This is a genomic window from Microbacterium sp. NPDC006705 (genome assembly GCF_044903545.1).
GTDB classification, from domain to species: Bacteria; Actinomycetota; Actinomycetes; order Actinomycetales; family Microbacteriaceae; genus Microbacterium; species Microbacterium plantarum.
In genome coordinates, this window is the sequence record NZ_JBJDQQ010000002.1 from 99,835 (window position 1) to 114,260 (window position 14,426).

At 67.4% G+C, this 14,426-nt stretch carries 15 protein-coding genes and 1 tRNA gene; 12 read left to right on the top strand and 4 right to left on the bottom strand.

Annotation, left to right across the window (positions count from 1 at the left end; translation table 11 throughout):
- Positions 1 to 7: 7 nt before the first annotated feature.
- The 3 genes from ACI2K6_RS11020 to ACI2K6_RS11030 form a co-directional block, all read right to left on the bottom strand.
- Positions 8 to 673: a DUF4391 domain-containing protein gene (locus tag ACI2K6_RS11020; protein ID WP_404568644.1), complete on the bottom strand. Its 666-nt coding sequence runs from the start codon at positions 671 to 673 to the stop codon at positions 8 to 10.
- On the bottom strand, positions 670 to 3,924 hold the full coding sequence (locus ACI2K6_RS11025; protein ID WP_404568645.1) for a helicase-related protein: 3,255 nt from the start codon (positions 3,922 to 3,924) through the stop codon (positions 670 to 672). Before ACI2K6_RS11025 ends, ACI2K6_RS11020 begins: the two co-directional genes overlap by 4 nt.
- Positions 3,925 to 4,344: 420 nt before the next feature.
- A tRNA-Arg gene (locus ACI2K6_RS11030) sits at positions 4,345 to 4,416 on the bottom strand.
- A gap of 85 nt (positions 4,417 to 4,501) precedes the next feature.
- Here ACI2K6_RS11030 and ACI2K6_RS11035 point away from each other — a divergent pair.
- From ACI2K6_RS11035 to ACI2K6_RS11055, 5 genes are all read left to right on the top strand, one after another.
- Positions 4,502 to 5,140 carry a hypothetical protein gene (locus ACI2K6_RS11035; protein ID WP_404568646.1) on the top strand — a complete coding sequence of 213 codons (639 nt, stop codon included), beginning with the start codon at positions 4,502 to 4,504 and terminating at the stop codon, positions 5,138 to 5,140.
- 117 nt (positions 5,141 to 5,257) lie between these two features.
- Positions 5,258 to 5,539 carry an iron-sulfur cluster assembly accessory protein gene (locus tag ACI2K6_RS11040; protein ID WP_071917931.1) on the top strand — a complete coding sequence of 94 codons (282 nt, stop codon included), beginning with the start codon at positions 5,258 to 5,260 and terminating at the stop codon, positions 5,537 to 5,539.
- Between the two features lie 110 nt (positions 5,540 to 5,649).
- Complete coding sequence (locus ACI2K6_RS11045; RefSeq protein ID WP_404568647.1) at positions 5,650 to 6,015, top strand: SdpI family protein; 366 nt, start codon at positions 5,650 to 5,652, stop codon at positions 6,013 to 6,015.
- Positions 6,012 to 6,566, top strand: a complete 555-nt coding sequence (locus ACI2K6_RS11050; RefSeq protein ID WP_404568648.1) for a GNAT family N-acetyltransferase — start codon at positions 6,012 to 6,014, stop codon at positions 6,564 to 6,566. Before ACI2K6_RS11045 ends, ACI2K6_RS11050 begins: the two co-directional genes overlap by 4 nt.
- 77 nt (positions 6,567 to 6,643) lie before the next feature.
- Positions 6,644 to 7,114: a DUF805 domain-containing protein gene (locus ACI2K6_RS11055; RefSeq protein WP_274178623.1), complete on the top strand. Its 471-nt coding sequence runs from the start codon at positions 6,644 to 6,646 to the stop codon at positions 7,112 to 7,114.
- Positions 7,115 to 7,159: 45 nt separating this feature from the next.
- Here the strand turns inward: ACI2K6_RS11055 and ACI2K6_RS11060 are convergent, their stop codons facing one another.
- The gene (locus ACI2K6_RS11060; protein WP_404568649.1) at positions 7,160 to 7,636 is read right to left on the bottom strand and encodes a DUF2087 domain-containing protein; all 477 of its coding nucleotides are present in this window, start codon (positions 7,634 to 7,636) and stop codon (positions 7,160 to 7,162) included.
- 156 nt (positions 7,637 to 7,792) lie between these two features.
- On the opposite strand from ACI2K6_RS11060, the gene ACI2K6_RS11065 reads away from it, so the two are divergent.
- From ACI2K6_RS11065 to ACI2K6_RS11095, 7 genes are all read left to right on the top strand, one after another.
- Positions 7,793 to 8,719 (top strand): ABC transporter ATP-binding protein, encoded by a 927-nt coding sequence (locus ACI2K6_RS11065; RefSeq protein ID WP_274178625.1) that lies wholly within the window; start codon positions 7,793 to 7,795, stop codon positions 8,717 to 8,719.
- Complete coding sequence (locus ACI2K6_RS11070; RefSeq protein WP_404568650.1) at positions 8,719 to 9,561, top strand: ABC transporter permease subunit; 843 nt, start codon at positions 8,719 to 8,721, stop codon at positions 9,559 to 9,561. Before ACI2K6_RS11065 ends, ACI2K6_RS11070 begins: the two co-directional genes overlap by 1 nt.
- Entirely contained in the window at positions 9,558 to 10,754 is a 1,197-nt protein-coding gene (locus ACI2K6_RS11075; RefSeq protein WP_282501136.1) for a sensor histidine kinase, read from the top strand. The genes ACI2K6_RS11070 and ACI2K6_RS11075 overlap by 4 nt, the downstream gene beginning before the upstream one ends.
- The gene (locus tag ACI2K6_RS11080; protein ID WP_282501137.1) at positions 10,751 to 11,440 is read left to right on the top strand and encodes a response regulator transcription factor; all 690 of its coding nucleotides are present in this window, start codon (positions 10,751 to 10,753) and stop codon (positions 11,438 to 11,440) included. The genes ACI2K6_RS11075 and ACI2K6_RS11080 overlap by 4 nt, the downstream gene beginning before the upstream one ends.
- 245 nt (positions 11,441 to 11,685) lie before the next feature.
- Complete coding sequence (locus ACI2K6_RS11085; protein WP_282501138.1) at positions 11,686 to 12,429, top strand: SDR family oxidoreductase; 744 nt, start codon at positions 11,686 to 11,688, stop codon at positions 12,427 to 12,429.
- Positions 12,430 to 12,510: 81 nt separating this feature from the next.
- Positions 12,511 to 13,095, top strand: coding sequence for a helix-turn-helix domain-containing protein (locus ACI2K6_RS11090; protein WP_282501139.1), 585 nt, complete (start codon positions 12,511 to 12,513; stop codon positions 13,093 to 13,095).
- Positions 13,092 to 14,387 carry an MFS transporter gene (locus ACI2K6_RS11095; protein WP_404568651.1) on the top strand — a complete coding sequence of 432 codons (1,296 nt, stop codon included), beginning with the start codon at positions 13,092 to 13,094 and terminating at the stop codon, positions 14,385 to 14,387. Before ACI2K6_RS11090 ends, ACI2K6_RS11095 begins: the two co-directional genes overlap by 4 nt.
- Positions 14,388 to 14,426 lie beyond the last annotated feature (39 nt).

A 14,426-nucleotide genomic window follows, 5' to 3' on the forward strand; every position in this document is an offset into this window, starting at 1 on the left:
CTCCCTCTCACACCAGCGCCGCAAGTGCGGCCTGGCGATCCTTCAGTTCTCGGCGCAACTCGACCTTGCGGTTGAGTTGCGGTTCGTTGCGGAGCTTGCGCTCCAAAGTGGATATCTCGCGTTCGAGCTTGCGCACTGCGGCCAGTCTCTCAGCGGTCACCGACACGTCTTCTCCGGCGTACGCGGAGATCGGGGTGAGCGGCGCGATGAGGGCGGAATACAGCGTCGGGAGCGAGATGGCGGTGGGCATTGCTTCGCGAGCTGTGGCCGCTGACATCCACCCCGTTGAGTAGTACGTCGACGGTCGGGGCGCGCCCGCGCGAACGATCTTGTGCGCGGCCGCCAGCCGCACCAACGGGCTTCGGGTGTCGTCGCGGTGGATCTCAAAGAGGGTGGGGTTCGGGATCGCTTGATCGATTGCCGCCAGGACAGACTCGCTGACATCACTCGTCTTCGCGTGCAACCACAACACCTCGATCTCTGGGACTTCGGTGGATGCGGGGAGGTTGATGGTGTCGGGTGCGAGCTTGTACATCCAGGTGATGCGTTGCACGTCGGAGACGAACTTCTCTCGAAGCGCGGAGCTGCCCGCGGTCCGTTCGTAGAACCGCTCTTTCGGGATTCGTGCGCCGAACCGGGCAGCTACAGGCCACTCGTACAGGATGTCGGTCACGGCGTGCTTGCCCGATCCACGACGGCGATGAAGGCGATCAGTTCAAAGTCGTCGAGCCCCGCGATCTGCTGCGTGAGGGCCGTGGTGGGCCCGCCGCTGAACAGGCTGTCGATGTCGCGTTCTTCAGTGGCGTCGATCATCGAGTGAATGGCATCCGCCAGAAGGGCGGAGTACTTGCTCATGTCGGCGCCCTCGCGGGTGGCTTCATTGAAGACACGGGTGACATCGGCTACGGGTTCGTCATGAGGCCGCGAGCCAGCGCGAACGAGATCGAGGAGCCGCTTCACTTCGGTGTGGTCAGCGATGACTCCCCCGTTGTCATCGACGTAGACGAGGTAGTGGGGGTGAAGCCGGTTGCCCCGATCGACGGAGGGGTCAGCGTTGACGTTCTTCAGGGCAAAGATCACGCCGGGAAGGAGGCCGATGGCGGGGTCTGCGGGGATGACCGCATGCAAGCCGCGCGGGGCACCAGCGATGTCGCCGTACTCGTTCATGTAGGCGAGCAGGTCCATCCGGAAGTCGTTGAGACCGAGATCCGTGATCGATACACCTGCGCGAACATCCTCGAGTTCGATGTTCTCGTTCTGCAGCTTGCGCAGCTGCTCCTTGCGGAACGCGGCATCCGAATCCTCCGGGTTCAGCACGTTATCGTCCGCTGATCCAGCGAGGTCGGCGATCACCATCCTGTTCTCGACGCGCTCCTTGAGGTTGATGTACTCGTCGAGTGAGATGTCGGGCCAGAAGTTGACGAGCTGGATGACCTCGTTCGTCGACCCGATGCGGTCGATACGACCGAACCTCTGGATGATCCGGACCGGGTTCCAGTGGATGTCGTAGTTGATGAGGTAGTCGCAGTCCTGCAGGTTCTGACCCTCGCTGATGACGTCGGTGCCAATCAGAACATCGATGTCGCAGGTCTCCTTCGGCATCGTCAGGTGCCGCTGCTTGGATCGCGGCGAAAACATCGACATGATCTGCTGGAAGTCAAAGCCCGTGCCGATGGTCGACTTCGCGCCGTGGCTACCGCCCGTGATCACCGCGCTTTCCAATCCGGACTGTTGAAGAGCCGGTGCGAGCTCACGGTAGAGGTAGTTCGCCGTGTCGGCGAAGGCAGAGAAGATCAGCACCTTGCGGTTCTCAGGGTTGAGCGGGTGCTCCGCCTTCTGCTGGACCAGGCGCCGCAGCTTGCACAGCTTGAGGTCGTGTGCCGGGGTTACCTTGCGCATCTCGTCCAAGAGCTCGCGCAGCGTCTCGCGGTCGTGCCAGAGGTCTCGTTGCCACGATTCGACGTCGATGTCGTCGATGTCGATGCGGATCTTCTCGCCAAAAGACAGCGCTTCGGCGTTGGAGTCGTCCTCATAGTCGAGGTCGAAGTCGAGATCGTCCATGCCGCGGATCTCTGGGAGGGAGCCGAAGTGGTTGCTTAGCCGCGTGAGCGTGCTGTCAACGGCGGACTCGATCTTCGCCAGCGTCAAGCGAAAGGCCTCGACCGAACTCTCGAGGCGCTTTAGCAGGTTGACGGTCATGAGCTTCCTGAGGCCCTCTTCACGTCCTTGCTGACCGAGGTTCGAGCGCGCGCTGCCGGTCGTGACGTTGTAGAGGTCTTGGTACTTGCTGATGCGGCTCGGGAACACGTAGGCAAGTGGTGTGTAGACGCCCAGCGTCAGCACCTGCAGCTGCTCGAAAATGTCATTGAAGGAGGGAACGTCGGCGAGGTCGGTAAGCGGTTCGCGGATGGAGGCCGGAGGCAGGCGCCGCGGGAAGGCACCGATCTCTCTCGTGTCGTAGAACGCCTGGATGTGCTTGCGGGATCGTGCGATGGTGACAGCGTCCAGCAGCTCGAAGAAGTCGAAGTCGAGCATCTGCAGGATGCGGTCGGCGGTGCGCTCCTCAGCGGGGAGCTTCGACCACTCGTTGAATACCGTCTGTGCGTCCGTGAATACCCGCTCCACCGATGTAGAGAGCGTGAGCTTCGCGGCGAGGGTGTCACTGTCGCCCTCGTACGCCAACTGCAGCTGGTTCTTGAGGTCGTTGAAGCGGTTGTTGACCGGTGTCGCCGAGAGCATCAGCACCTTGGTCTTCACGCCTTCGCGGATGACCTGCCGCATGAGACGCTGGTAGCGCGATTCCTTCTCTTCGGCGTAGTCAGCGTTGCGGAAGTTGTGGGACTCGTCGATGACGACGAGATCGTAGTTACCCCAGTTGATGCGGTCAAGTCGGAGGCCGAGGGACTCGCCCCGCGTTCGGGAGAGGTCGGTGTGGGCAAGGACGTCGTAGTTGAAACGGTCGCTTGCGAAGATGTTGGTGATGAGGTTGGCGTTGTAGTTCGTCCAGTTCTCGGCGAGCTTCTTCGGCGCGAGTACCAGGACGGACTTGTTGCGGAGCTCGTAGTACTTGATGACAGCCAGGGCGGTGAACGTCTTTCCGAGACCGACGCTGTCCGCGAGGATGCAGCCGTTGTACGTCTCGAGCTTGTTGATGATGCCAGTCGCAGCATCCCGCTGGAAGTCGTACAGGCTCTGCCAGACCTTGGTGTCCTGATAGCCGGTGCGGTCGTTCGGGAGCACGTCCTCACTGATGTCATCGAGGAACTCGGCGAAGAGGTTGTAGAGGATGAGGAAATAGATGCGAGCCGGGGAGTTCTCGGCGTACACACTTGCGATGTGGTCGTACACCGCTTCTGTGACGTCGTTCAGCTGAGCGGGGTTGGCCCAAATCTGGTCGAACACGGTGAGGAATGCCCGAGTCTCCGTCGCCCCCTCGAGCTTGGTGATCAGGTTGGATACGGAGTTGCCTCGCTCGTAGCCGAGGTCGGCAGTCGTCAGCCCCTGGAGCTGCAGGTATGCCGCGCGATCATCTACGACGGCGAATTGCTGCATCTGGCCGCCACTGGCGTTCGCTCTGAAGGTCACCTTCTCACGGACCCACGCGGCGCACTCCCGAGCGATCGCACGCTGCGTGAGCTTATTGCGGAGCCGGATCTCGAACTCAGACCCGTAGAGCGATGATTCGGCGGGCGGAATGAAGAACTCGCGACGGCCCTTACGAAGCTTATCCGTATCCTGACCGTTGCTGAACGACGGCGATGTGAAGATGAACTCGAGTTCCTCAACGTGTTCAAGCTCCTCGCGCAAGGCTTCGAACGCGAAGATCGAGAAGGTCGACGCGGCGATGCGCACCTTAGAGCCCCGACCAATCTCGGACTTGAGGTCGTCACCGAGCAGGTCGGACACATTGTCGATGATCCGCATGTTCTACTCCACACCCCAGACACTCGTACCCCCAGTGCAAACTGGAGCACCGAACTGGGTCAACTGCCAAGTGCAAAGACGCTCGCCCCGACCCGCCGCCATTCCCATGCCAAAGCCGGAGACGGCGTGCGTACTCGTTGTCACGGCCACGCCGGCAGCAGAGAGCCACGACCCAATCATCACGCCCCCAACGGGTCGAACACGGATGTTGCACAAGTTGGGATGAGTCTAATCGGCGCTTCTCATGTCGCAGAACTTCGGCAACCCGGCGCCCAGCTCAATCGCGGTCGAGGCCGTGAGCCTCCGATCTCGCAGGTCTGAGCGAAGAGAAGCAGGCCGGCTCCGTGAACGGCCTTCTGTCTCCGGCAGTGCGCCACAACAGGCACGTTTCGAACGGTCCGATAGAGAGTCGGATAGAGGTGCCCCTGGAGGGATTCGAACCCCCGACCCGCTCCTTAGGACGGAGTGGCTCTTCCACTGAGCTACAGAGGCAAGGCACCCCAAGTCTAGACGGCCGCGGGCCGCGGCATCCCCTCGCTCCTCAACCCCAGGGCGCCCCCGCCCTATGCTGACCAGCGTGACCCGAGACACCCCAGTGACCGCGCCAGCGCGCAGGCCGCTGCGGGCGGCGCTCGGGATCCTCGCCGCGTTCGTTATCTTCTTCGCCACGATGGCCACCTGGATCGGCGGACTCATTGCGTTCGACGCGCTCGGCATCCCGATGCAAGGCGACGAGTGGCTCGGCTGGGTGCTCGCGGGGCTCGTCGCCGTCGCGGTGTGGCCGCTCGCGGGACGGCGAGCGCACCGCGAGTTCTGGGCTCACCAGCACCACGGCGACACGCCGCCGACAGCCTCCGTGACGACACCGGATCGCGCTCTGCGCATCCTCGTCATGGTCGTCGGCGCGGCGGGGCTCGTCGCGCTGTGCGGGCCGCGCAACATCACTCTCGCCCTGGCCGAGGCGTGGCAGATCATCGCTCCGGGCGGACGGTCATCGAGCGCGCTCCTGCAGCTGATCGGTCTGCTGCTGTGCTTCGTGCTGATGGTTCCGCCGATGCTCATCACACAGCGGAGCCTCCGCCGCACCCCGCGCGATCACCCGGATCGCCTCAGTCTCGAGCTCCGCCAGAACTGGTACGTCTCGGCGGCGACCGCGTGGGTCTGCTGCCTGCTGCTCGGGCTGATCGTGAGCTTCGTTCTCGCCAGAACCCTCTGACGCGGTAGCCGTCCGCCGACCTTCAGAATCCCCTGGGAGTCGGCGCTCACGTTTGCGTTCGGCTCGGATTCTCGGAATCGTGGCGGGCTCCGCAGCAATCCACGGAAGGAGAGCTTCATGCTCACGCTTACCGAGAACGCCGCCACCGCGGTGAAGAACCTCACCGCCCAGATCCCCGCCGAGACCGGCGGTATCCGTATCAGCGACTCCGGCTCCCCCGAAACCGGCTTCGCCCTCTCCCTCGCCGAGGCCCCGCAGAGCGAGGATGCCGTCGTCGAAGCCGACGGCGCCCGCATCTTCGTCGACCCGGCCGCAGCCCTCGCGCTGGATGATCGCGTGCTCGACGCGCAGGTCGACGGCGAGGGCGCGATCAGCTTCGCGCTCGGCGTCCGGGGCTGATACCCCGACAGACTTCGAGAGCCCCGGCATCCGCATCCTCAGCGCGGAGGCCGGGGCTCTCGTCTTTCCGAGCGAAGGCACGCGGAAAGGCCCTCGATAGGGTCGAAGGGATGGAAGCCGAGATCATCCCCCGCATAGTCTTGTTTGTCACGATGGCCGGCTCGGGTGCGCTGCTCATCTGGATGGCGCGGGCCGCGGCATCCGGAAAGCTGAGGCGGAACTCGCTCGCCGGCATCCGCACACCCAGCACCATGGCCAGCGACGAAGCCTGGCTTGCTGCCCACGAACGTTCGAAGGGGGCGACCCTCCTCACCGGTTACCTGTCCATCGCAATCGGCGTGATTTCTCTCGTGCCGATGCCGCCGGCAGCGCTCGGGATCATGGTGCTGGTGGGCGCCGCGCTCATGGTCATCGTGATGATGTGGGGAACCCGCGTCGGCACCAAAGCGGCGCTGGCGGCAACCGAGGCAGCATGATGACAACATCTCCCGTCGAGATCGACCTGCACGACGACGTCGTCTTGCAGTCGCTCCGCACCGAGCATGCCGCGGCCCTCGCCGAGGCGTACCGCGTGGATAGCGAATACCTCGCACCTTTCGAGCCCCTGCGCCCGGCGAACTTCACCACCGAGGCAGGTCAGCGCACCGAGATCGCCGCGCTCACCGCGAGCCGCGAGGCCGGTACGGCACTCCCCCTCGTCCTCGCCCACGGATCGCGGATCATCGGGCGGACCACGCTCTCGGGCATCACACGCGGAGCCTTTCAGAGCGGCAACCTCGGCTACTGGATCGACCAGAGCTACGCAGGTCGCGGCCTCATGACCGCCGCGGTCAACGAGATCTCACGCCTCGCGGCGGACGAGCTGCAGCTGCACCGCATCCAGGCCGGCACGCTCGTCGACAACGTCGCCTCGCAAACCGTGCTCAGAAAGTGCGGCTTCACCGAATTCGGGCTCGCACCTCGATACCTGCTCATCGCCGGGCGCTGGCAGGACCACCGACTATTCCAGAAGATCCTCACGAGATAACCCGCGGGCGAGCGCGCGGATACGGCAGGATGGGCCCGCACCATTCTCGTGAGTCGAACCACCCACTGGAGGATCCTGTGACCTACGCCGCCGCTCCGCAAGCTCCCGTTTCCGGGCCCACTCCCCTGTCACAGCCTCTTTACGGCGCCTCGTTCGGCCAGGCGTTCGCCCGCTTCTGGCGGAAGTACGTGACCTTCTCGGGTCGCGCGAGCCGGAGCGAGTTCTGGTGGTTCTACCTCGCGCACGCGCTCATCGTCACGGCGATCTTCGTGTTCATGTTCGTCGGTGCGTTCGCCGGGATGACGACCGATCCCGTCACGGGACGGGACCAGCCCGGGCCGCTCATCGGCGTGGGTGCGTTCCTGTTGGTGCTCTGGCAGCTCGCAACCTTCATCCCGATGATCGCCCTGTCGTGGCGCCGGCTGCACGATGCCAACCTGGCCGGTCCGTTCTGGTTCCTCGGATTCGTGTTCCCCATCGGCGGCGTCGTCGTCCTCGTGCTCTGCGCGCTGCCGAGCAACCCGGCCGGGGCACGCTTCGACAGGTGACCGCGGTCACCCCGTAGCCCGAGGCCCGCAAAAAATTGCTCGCCGTCACTTCCCGCGATCGGCGAGCCAGTACACCGCACCGTCGGCCGTGCGCTCGAGCACTCCGGTGTCGACGGCGTGGCGGCGGAAGAACGCGGCATCCGTCACGAACATGCTCAGCCGCTCGTTGAGCGCCGGCTCGGTGACTTGTTCGCCCGCGCTGACGACCCGGCGGGCCACCGCCGCCACGGCGGGGTCGAGCTCGTCGAGCGCGAGGTCGACGGCTGAGATCCGCGGCCCTTGCAGAACGGCGAGCGCGCCGAGCTGAGCGTCGAGCGCGGCGAGCGCGTCATCCAGAAAGCTCTCGCTCAGGCGCACGCCGTCATCCGCTCGCTCGGCGACGCCGCTCCGGACGAACTCCGACTCTCCATCGACGGACGCCGACGGCGTCGGCCCGATCAGGTCGGCGAAAGCAACCCGCAACCGCGGGCTCCGAAGCATCATGACGAGGGAGCGAACCGGACGCAGCGACGAATCGGACATCCCTCGACCCTCACCGAGCCTCGCGCGCGCAGCAAGAAGACGGCGACCCTCACGCCCATGTAGACCCAGGTACTGGTGCGCCGGGCAAGTCCGAACCGGAGTCCGATGTGGCATTTCGCGCCCGTTCGTAGCGTCGATGGGGACGAAAGGTGACACATGATTCGCGTTAGATCGCTATCGAAAAGGTACGGGCAGAAGGTCGCGGTCGACGGCCTCGACTTCGCCGTCGAACCGGGCCGGGTGACGGGGTTCCTCGGCCCGAACGGCGCCGGTAAGTCGACCACCATGCGCATGATCGTGGGCCTCGACAAGCCGACATCCGGCACGGCCGAGGTCAACGGGCGCCCGTACCGCGACCTGCCCGCGCCGCTGCGCGAGGTGGGGGTGCTGCTCGACGCACGCGCCGCGCACAAGCGCCGCACCGCCTACAAGCACCTCCTCGCGATCGCGGCGACCCACCGAATTCGCGTCCCACGCGTGCGCGAGGTCATGGAGCGCACCGGCATCGACGCCGTGGCGAACAAGCGCGTCGGCGGCTTCTCGCTCGGAATGGGCCAGCGGCTCGGCATCGCCGCAGCGCTCCTCGGCGACCCGCAGACGATCATCCTCGACGAGCCCATCAACGGACTCGACCCCGACGGCATCCTCTGGATCCGCCGCCTGCTGCGCGAGCTCGCCGCCGAGGGTCGCACCGTGCTGCTCTCTTCGCACGTCATGAGCGAGATGGCGCAGACCGCCGACCACCTGATCGTCATCGGCCGCGGCGCGATCATCGCCGACGGACCGATGCACGACGTCATCGCGGGAGCGACGCAACCGGTCGTCCGGGTGCGCACGCACGACACCGAGCGGCTCGTGGCGGCGGTCGCACGCCCGGGAGTCACGGTCATCACGCGCGAAGACGGCGCCCTCGACATCACCGACCTCACCGCCGAAGAGGTCGCGCGCATCGCCGGCGCCGCGGGAATCGTGCTGTACGAAGTGGCATCGGTGTCGGGATCGCTCGAAGACGCCTACCTCGCGCTCACTGCGCAAGCGACTGAATACCCGTCCGCACCGAGCCGGAACGATAAGGACAACTGATGGCCCTCACCACCAAGCCCCACCGCCTCGACGCCCGCACGCAGCGTCCGCCCTTCACCGCCGTGGTGCACTCCGAGTGGATCAAGGCCCTGAGCCTGCCGTCATCCGTCCTCGCGCTCGTCAGCATCCTGGCGGTCGGAGTCGGCGGCAGCCTGTTCCTGGGTCTGACCCTCGAATCATCCGGCGTGCCCTCGGTTCCATCCATCGAGCGCACCATGGCCGACGTCACGGTACCGATGGTCGTGCTCGGGCAGATCATCGCCGGTATCTTCGGCGTCATGACGATCGGCGCCGAATACTCCTCTGGTGCCATGCAGACGACCCTCACGGCGGTGCCGCATCGGATGCGGATGCTGACGGCCAAGACCCTCGTCACCTTCACGACCGTCACCGCCGTCGCCCTCGTCACCGTGTTCGGTGCGTGGGCGGTGACGAACCCGATCTACGACGGCTTCGGTCTGGGCGCTCCCCTCACCGCACCCGGGGTGTTGCTCGCCCTCGTCGGCTCGGCTGTCTACCTCGGCTTCTGCGCAATGTTCGGACTCGGCGTGACGACTCTCGTCCGCTCGACGACCACCGGATCGATCATCGTCTTCGCCGCGACGCTGCTGCTACCCGTACTCAGCTCGCTGCTGCCGTTCGGACTCCTCTCTCGCGTCATCCGCCTCGGCCTGCTCGGCAACGCCGGTGACGCCATGGGCCGGGTGGGAATCGAAGGCGGACCTTTCCTCGACCTCTGGAGCGGACACATGAGCGTCGGAGCCGGCTGGCTGATCGCGGCCGTCTGGGCGGGTGCAGCAATCGTGATCGGCGCGGTGGCGCTGCGGACGAGGGACGCGTGAGCCCGTCCCCAGGGCGACGGGACGTGGCGGATGCCGTCATCCTCGTCTCCTACCTGATCGTCGCAGCGTTCCTCGGGTACCTGTCCGTCGAATCGACGATCGCCACTCCCCTGTGGCCGGTGCTGCTGCTGGCGCTCGCCGGGGTGGCGGTGATCGTAGCCTCACGGCGGCATCCGGCTATCGGTTTCGGCGCTGCCGTCGCCCTGATGCTGGTGTCGTTCGCCGCGGGAACGGGGGCCGAAGCCCTCCTCGTGGTCGTCGCGCTCTACCGCGCCGGTCTCGACGAGGCACGCCGCGCGTGGGTCTGGTTCGGGTGGGCGACCGCAGGAGCGCTCGTGGCGTCGCTCGCGCTCGCGGTGCGGGTGAGGGTCGGTCCACCGCTGCTCGGCCTGGCACCACGAGAGGATGCCGCAGCCTGGGCGACCGACTGGGCGAGCATCGCCGTCGTGGTCATCGCCGCGAGCCTCATCGCGACCCTGCTCGGCATCAACGCCGGGCACGGCCGGCGGCAGGCCGCAGCGCTCGCCGAGCGGGCGGAGCACCTGCGGCGCGAGCGCGATCAAGAGGCGAGCATCGCGGCCGCGGCCGAGCGGGAACGCATCGCCCGCGAAATGCACGATGTCATCGCGCACAGCCTCGCGGTGATGGTCGCGCTCGCCGACGGCGCGCAGGCCTCGGTCGACCAGCGGCCCGACGAGGCGCACCGCGCCATCGGTCGGGTGAGCGAGACCGGGCGGCGGACCCTCGGCGAGGTGCGGCGGCTGCTCACCGCGGTGCGCGGCGAGCGCGACACGGCGCTGGCAACAGAGGCGCCCCGGGTGGAACGGATCCCGGCGCTCGTCGAGGAGTTCCGGTCAGCAGGCATCCCGGTGCGGCTGGAGCAGACCGGAACCGTGACCGAAGGCGCTGCGGTGAGCCTGACGATCTACCGCATCGTGCAGGAGGCGCTGACGAACGTCCTGCGGCACGGACGTGACGTGCGCGACGTGCTCGTGCGGCTGGTGTTCGAGCGAGCGGAGGTGAGGATCCTGGTGAAGGACGTGTCGGCGCCGGCTGCCCCGTCTACCTCGCCGGGGCGCGGGCTCGTCGGCATCCGGGAACGGGCCGCCTTCTACGATGGCTCGGTGGAGGCTGGGCCGGTCGCCGGCGGCGGCTGGCGGGTTCTCGTCCGCCTCTCGACGGAGGAACGATGACCCAGCCCGGCGCGCCCGAGGCCCGTACGGCGGTGCTGCTCGTCGACGATCAGGAACTGATCCGGTACGGCTTGCGCCTCGTGCTCGAGGCTCAGCCCGACCTGGTCGTGGTGGGTGAGGCATCCGATGGCGCCGAAGCCGTGCAGGCAGCGCAGCGGCTGCGTCCCGACGTCGTGCTCATGGACGTCCGGATGCCGGGACTCGACGGCATCGAGGCCACCCGCCGGCTGACCGCGGCTCTGCCCGAGACGCGGATCATCGTGCTGACGACGTACGACCTCGACGAGTTCGCGTTCGGCGCACTGCGGGCGGGCGCGGCCGGCTTCCTGCTGAAGAACACCCGCCCCGACGAGCTCGTCGCGGCGGTGCGGGCCGTCACGGCGGGTGATGCCGTCGTGTCGCCCCGGATCACCGCGAAACTCATCGACGCGGCCATGCCGCATCTCTCTGGCACCGGCCGGCCGGCATCCCCCGAGGCACTCTCGGCGCTGTCGCCGCGCGAGCGCGACGTGTTCCGCCTCGTCGGGCAGGGGCTGACCAACGCCGAGATCGCTGAGGCGCTGCACCTGAGCGAATCGACGGTGAAGGCGCACTTCGGCCGCATCCTGGTGAAGCTCGACCTCGCGAACCGCGTACAGGCTGTGATCCTCGCCTACGAGCTCGGAGTGGTCAGCGTCGACCGCTGAGCCTGTTTGCGGCACGGTACGGCGGTGTGGCTCACTCTGGCCGGCGCTTCGTCTGGCACTTCGCGCCCCCTCGGGTCGGGGGTGGGGGCCACAGCTGCCAAGTGAACCGCCTCGCCGATGCCCACCTCGCGCAGCCCAGGCTCCCACGGCAGTCCGCGCTTCATTTGGCACCTCATGCTCCTTCAGCTCGGGGGGTGGGGCCACGGCTGCCAGGTGAACCGCGTGAGTCGATGCATACTGACCTCGTGAGGATCGCGATCGCCGGCAGCACCGGCACCGTCGGCAAGCTCGTCCACAGCATCGCCACCCAACGCGGACACGACGTCGTCGCGCTCGCGCGCAGCAAGGGTCAGGACCTCGAGCATGCCTCGCTCCCGCCTTCGGTGCTGGACGGTGTCGACACGATCGTCGACGTCAGCGGCATCCAGACGCTCTCGCGGCATCGCTCGCGCCGGTTCTTCGAGAGGGTGTCGGCCAACCTGCAGCAGGCGGGAACGGCCGCGGGTGTCAAACACCTCGTCGCTCTCTCGATCGTCGGCATCGACGGGGTGGATGCCGCGTACTACGGCGGCAAACTCGCGCACGAGCGGGCGGTGCAGCGCGGGGCGCTCCCCCACACGCTGCTCCGCGCTGCGCAGTTCCACGAGTTCGCCGAGCAGACGCTCGTCCGCGGGAAGATGGGTCCGCTCACGGTTGTTCCCGCGGCCCGGGTTCGCCCCGTCGCGGCAGAGGAGGTCGCCGACCACCTCGTCACGCTCGCGGAAGGCGAGCCGGTGGGCCGCGCGCGCGACCTGACCGGGCCGCGCGACGAGCTGCTCATCGACATGGTGCGAGCGCTGCTCGATGCCCGAGGCATCCGCCGCACCACGATCGAGATGCGCCTGCCGGGCTCGTTCGGTCGCGCGATGTCGTCGGGGCGCCTGCGCGGGCACGCGAACGCCGAACGCGGAACCGTCACGTTCGCGCAGTGGCTCGCGAACCAGAGCTGAGAGGGGCGCCACCGAGGCCGCGGAACTCATAAAGCACAAGAACTGTTGCGCAAGGCTTCTTGTGCATCTAGCGTTGCGGGTATGACCTCTGCCGATCGCTCCGCTTCTCGACTCGAGACGGCGGCCTCCATGCGCGTGCTCGCGCACCCGACCCGACTGCGTCTCCTCGGCATCCTGCGCGAGAACGGCCCGCAGACGGCGGCTCAGCTCGGCGAGATCGTCGACGAAGCGCCGGGCACGATCAGCTACCACCTGAGCAAACTCGCCTCGATCGATCTCATCGAGCCCGCCGAGCCGCGCAGCGCCGATCAGCGCGAGCGCTGGTGGCAGGCCGCCGCTGCCGAGACGACGTGGGAGCCGGCCGAACACCTCGACGACCCGGCCCAACGAGCCGCATCGTCGGCGCTGGAGAAGTCGATCGCGCAGATCTACGCCGCCCGCTACAGCGAGTACGTCGACGCGATGCCGACTCTTCCCCCCGAGTGGGTGGCCGCCGGGGCGACCGGTGACCGCACGCTGCGCCTCACACTCGACGAGCTGACCGCGATGCGCACCGAACTCGAGTCGCTGATGCACCGGTGGCAAGAAGCGAGCGCGCGGCACGACGACGCAGACGAGACCGCCGTACCGGTCGCCCTCGTCTACCAGGCCTACCGCCGGCCATGACCACGACCGACTCCCCTGCCCGTTCGGCCGATGTCACGCGTCGGCGCGCAGCATCCCGCGCCCTCTACGCCCTGCTGTCGGCGCACGCGATCTCGCAGACGGGTAACGTCATCACGGCCTTCGCGATCCCCTTCTACGTCCTGGCCACGGGCGGCTCGGGCGTCGAGGTCGGGCTGGCCGCGTTCGCCGCGACCGCGCCCGTCATCGTGGGAGGCGTGTTCGGCGGGGTGGTCGTCGACCGCATCGGCGGCCGTCGCGCCGCGATCGTCGCCGACATCGTGAGCGGTGTGACGGTTCTCGCGATCCCCGCGCTCGCGCTCACGGTGGGCCTACCCTTCTGGGCTCTGCTGGCACTCGTCTTCACGAGCGGCGTGCTCGACACCCCCGGCCAGATCGCCCGCCGCGTGATGCTGCCCGAGCTCACGGAGGCGGCGCACGTCAGGCTCGAACGGAGCGTCGGACTCCTCGACGGCTCGGAGCGCCTCTCCAAGCTCATCGGCGCGTCCGTCGCCGGCGCGCTCGTCGCTCTCCTCGGACCGATGGCGGCGCTCGTCACGAACGCCGCGGCATTCTTCATCTCGGCTGCGATCACCCGCCTGATGGTCCCCGCGACGACGGTGCGAATGGCCGCTGTCGGCGACACGGATGCCGCAGCCCGGCGCTCGTACTGGCGCGAGCTGCGCGACGGGTTCCGGTTCGTCGCGCATGATCCGCTCATGCGGCTCATCGTCGGCATGGTGCTCATCACCAACCTGCTCGATGCGGCCCGCAGCGCCTCGCTGATGCCGCTCTACGCGAACGCCGAGCTCGGCGGCGCCGGAGCCCTCGCCGTCATCGTCGCTGTCATGGGCGGGTGCGCGCTCATGGGCAACATCGCGTTCGGCTTCATCGCGCACCGGATGCCGCGGCGCGTGACCTTCGCGCTGTGCTTCCTCGTCGCCGGCGGCCCGTCCAGCGCGGTGTTCGCCCTCGGCGCGCCGTTCCCGGTGCTCGTCGCTGCCGCCGGCGTCTCGGGGCTCGCGGCCGGCGCGTTGAACCCGATCCTCGGCGCGGTGCAGCTCGAGCGCGTCCCGGCGCCCATGCGCGGTCGCGTCTTCGGCCTGCTCAACGCCGGCACGTGGGCAGGGGTCCCGCTCGGCGCGCTGCTCGGCGGCATCGCCGCCGATGGCCTCGGTCTCTTCGCATCGTTCGGCATCGTCGCGATCATCTACACCGTGGTCACGACGGCACCCCTCACGGGCGGAGCCTGGCGGCTGATGGAACGGCGACCGAACGAACAGGCGGCACTCTAGGCCCCTGCGCCACGTCTCGCACGTCGTTCCCTATCCGGC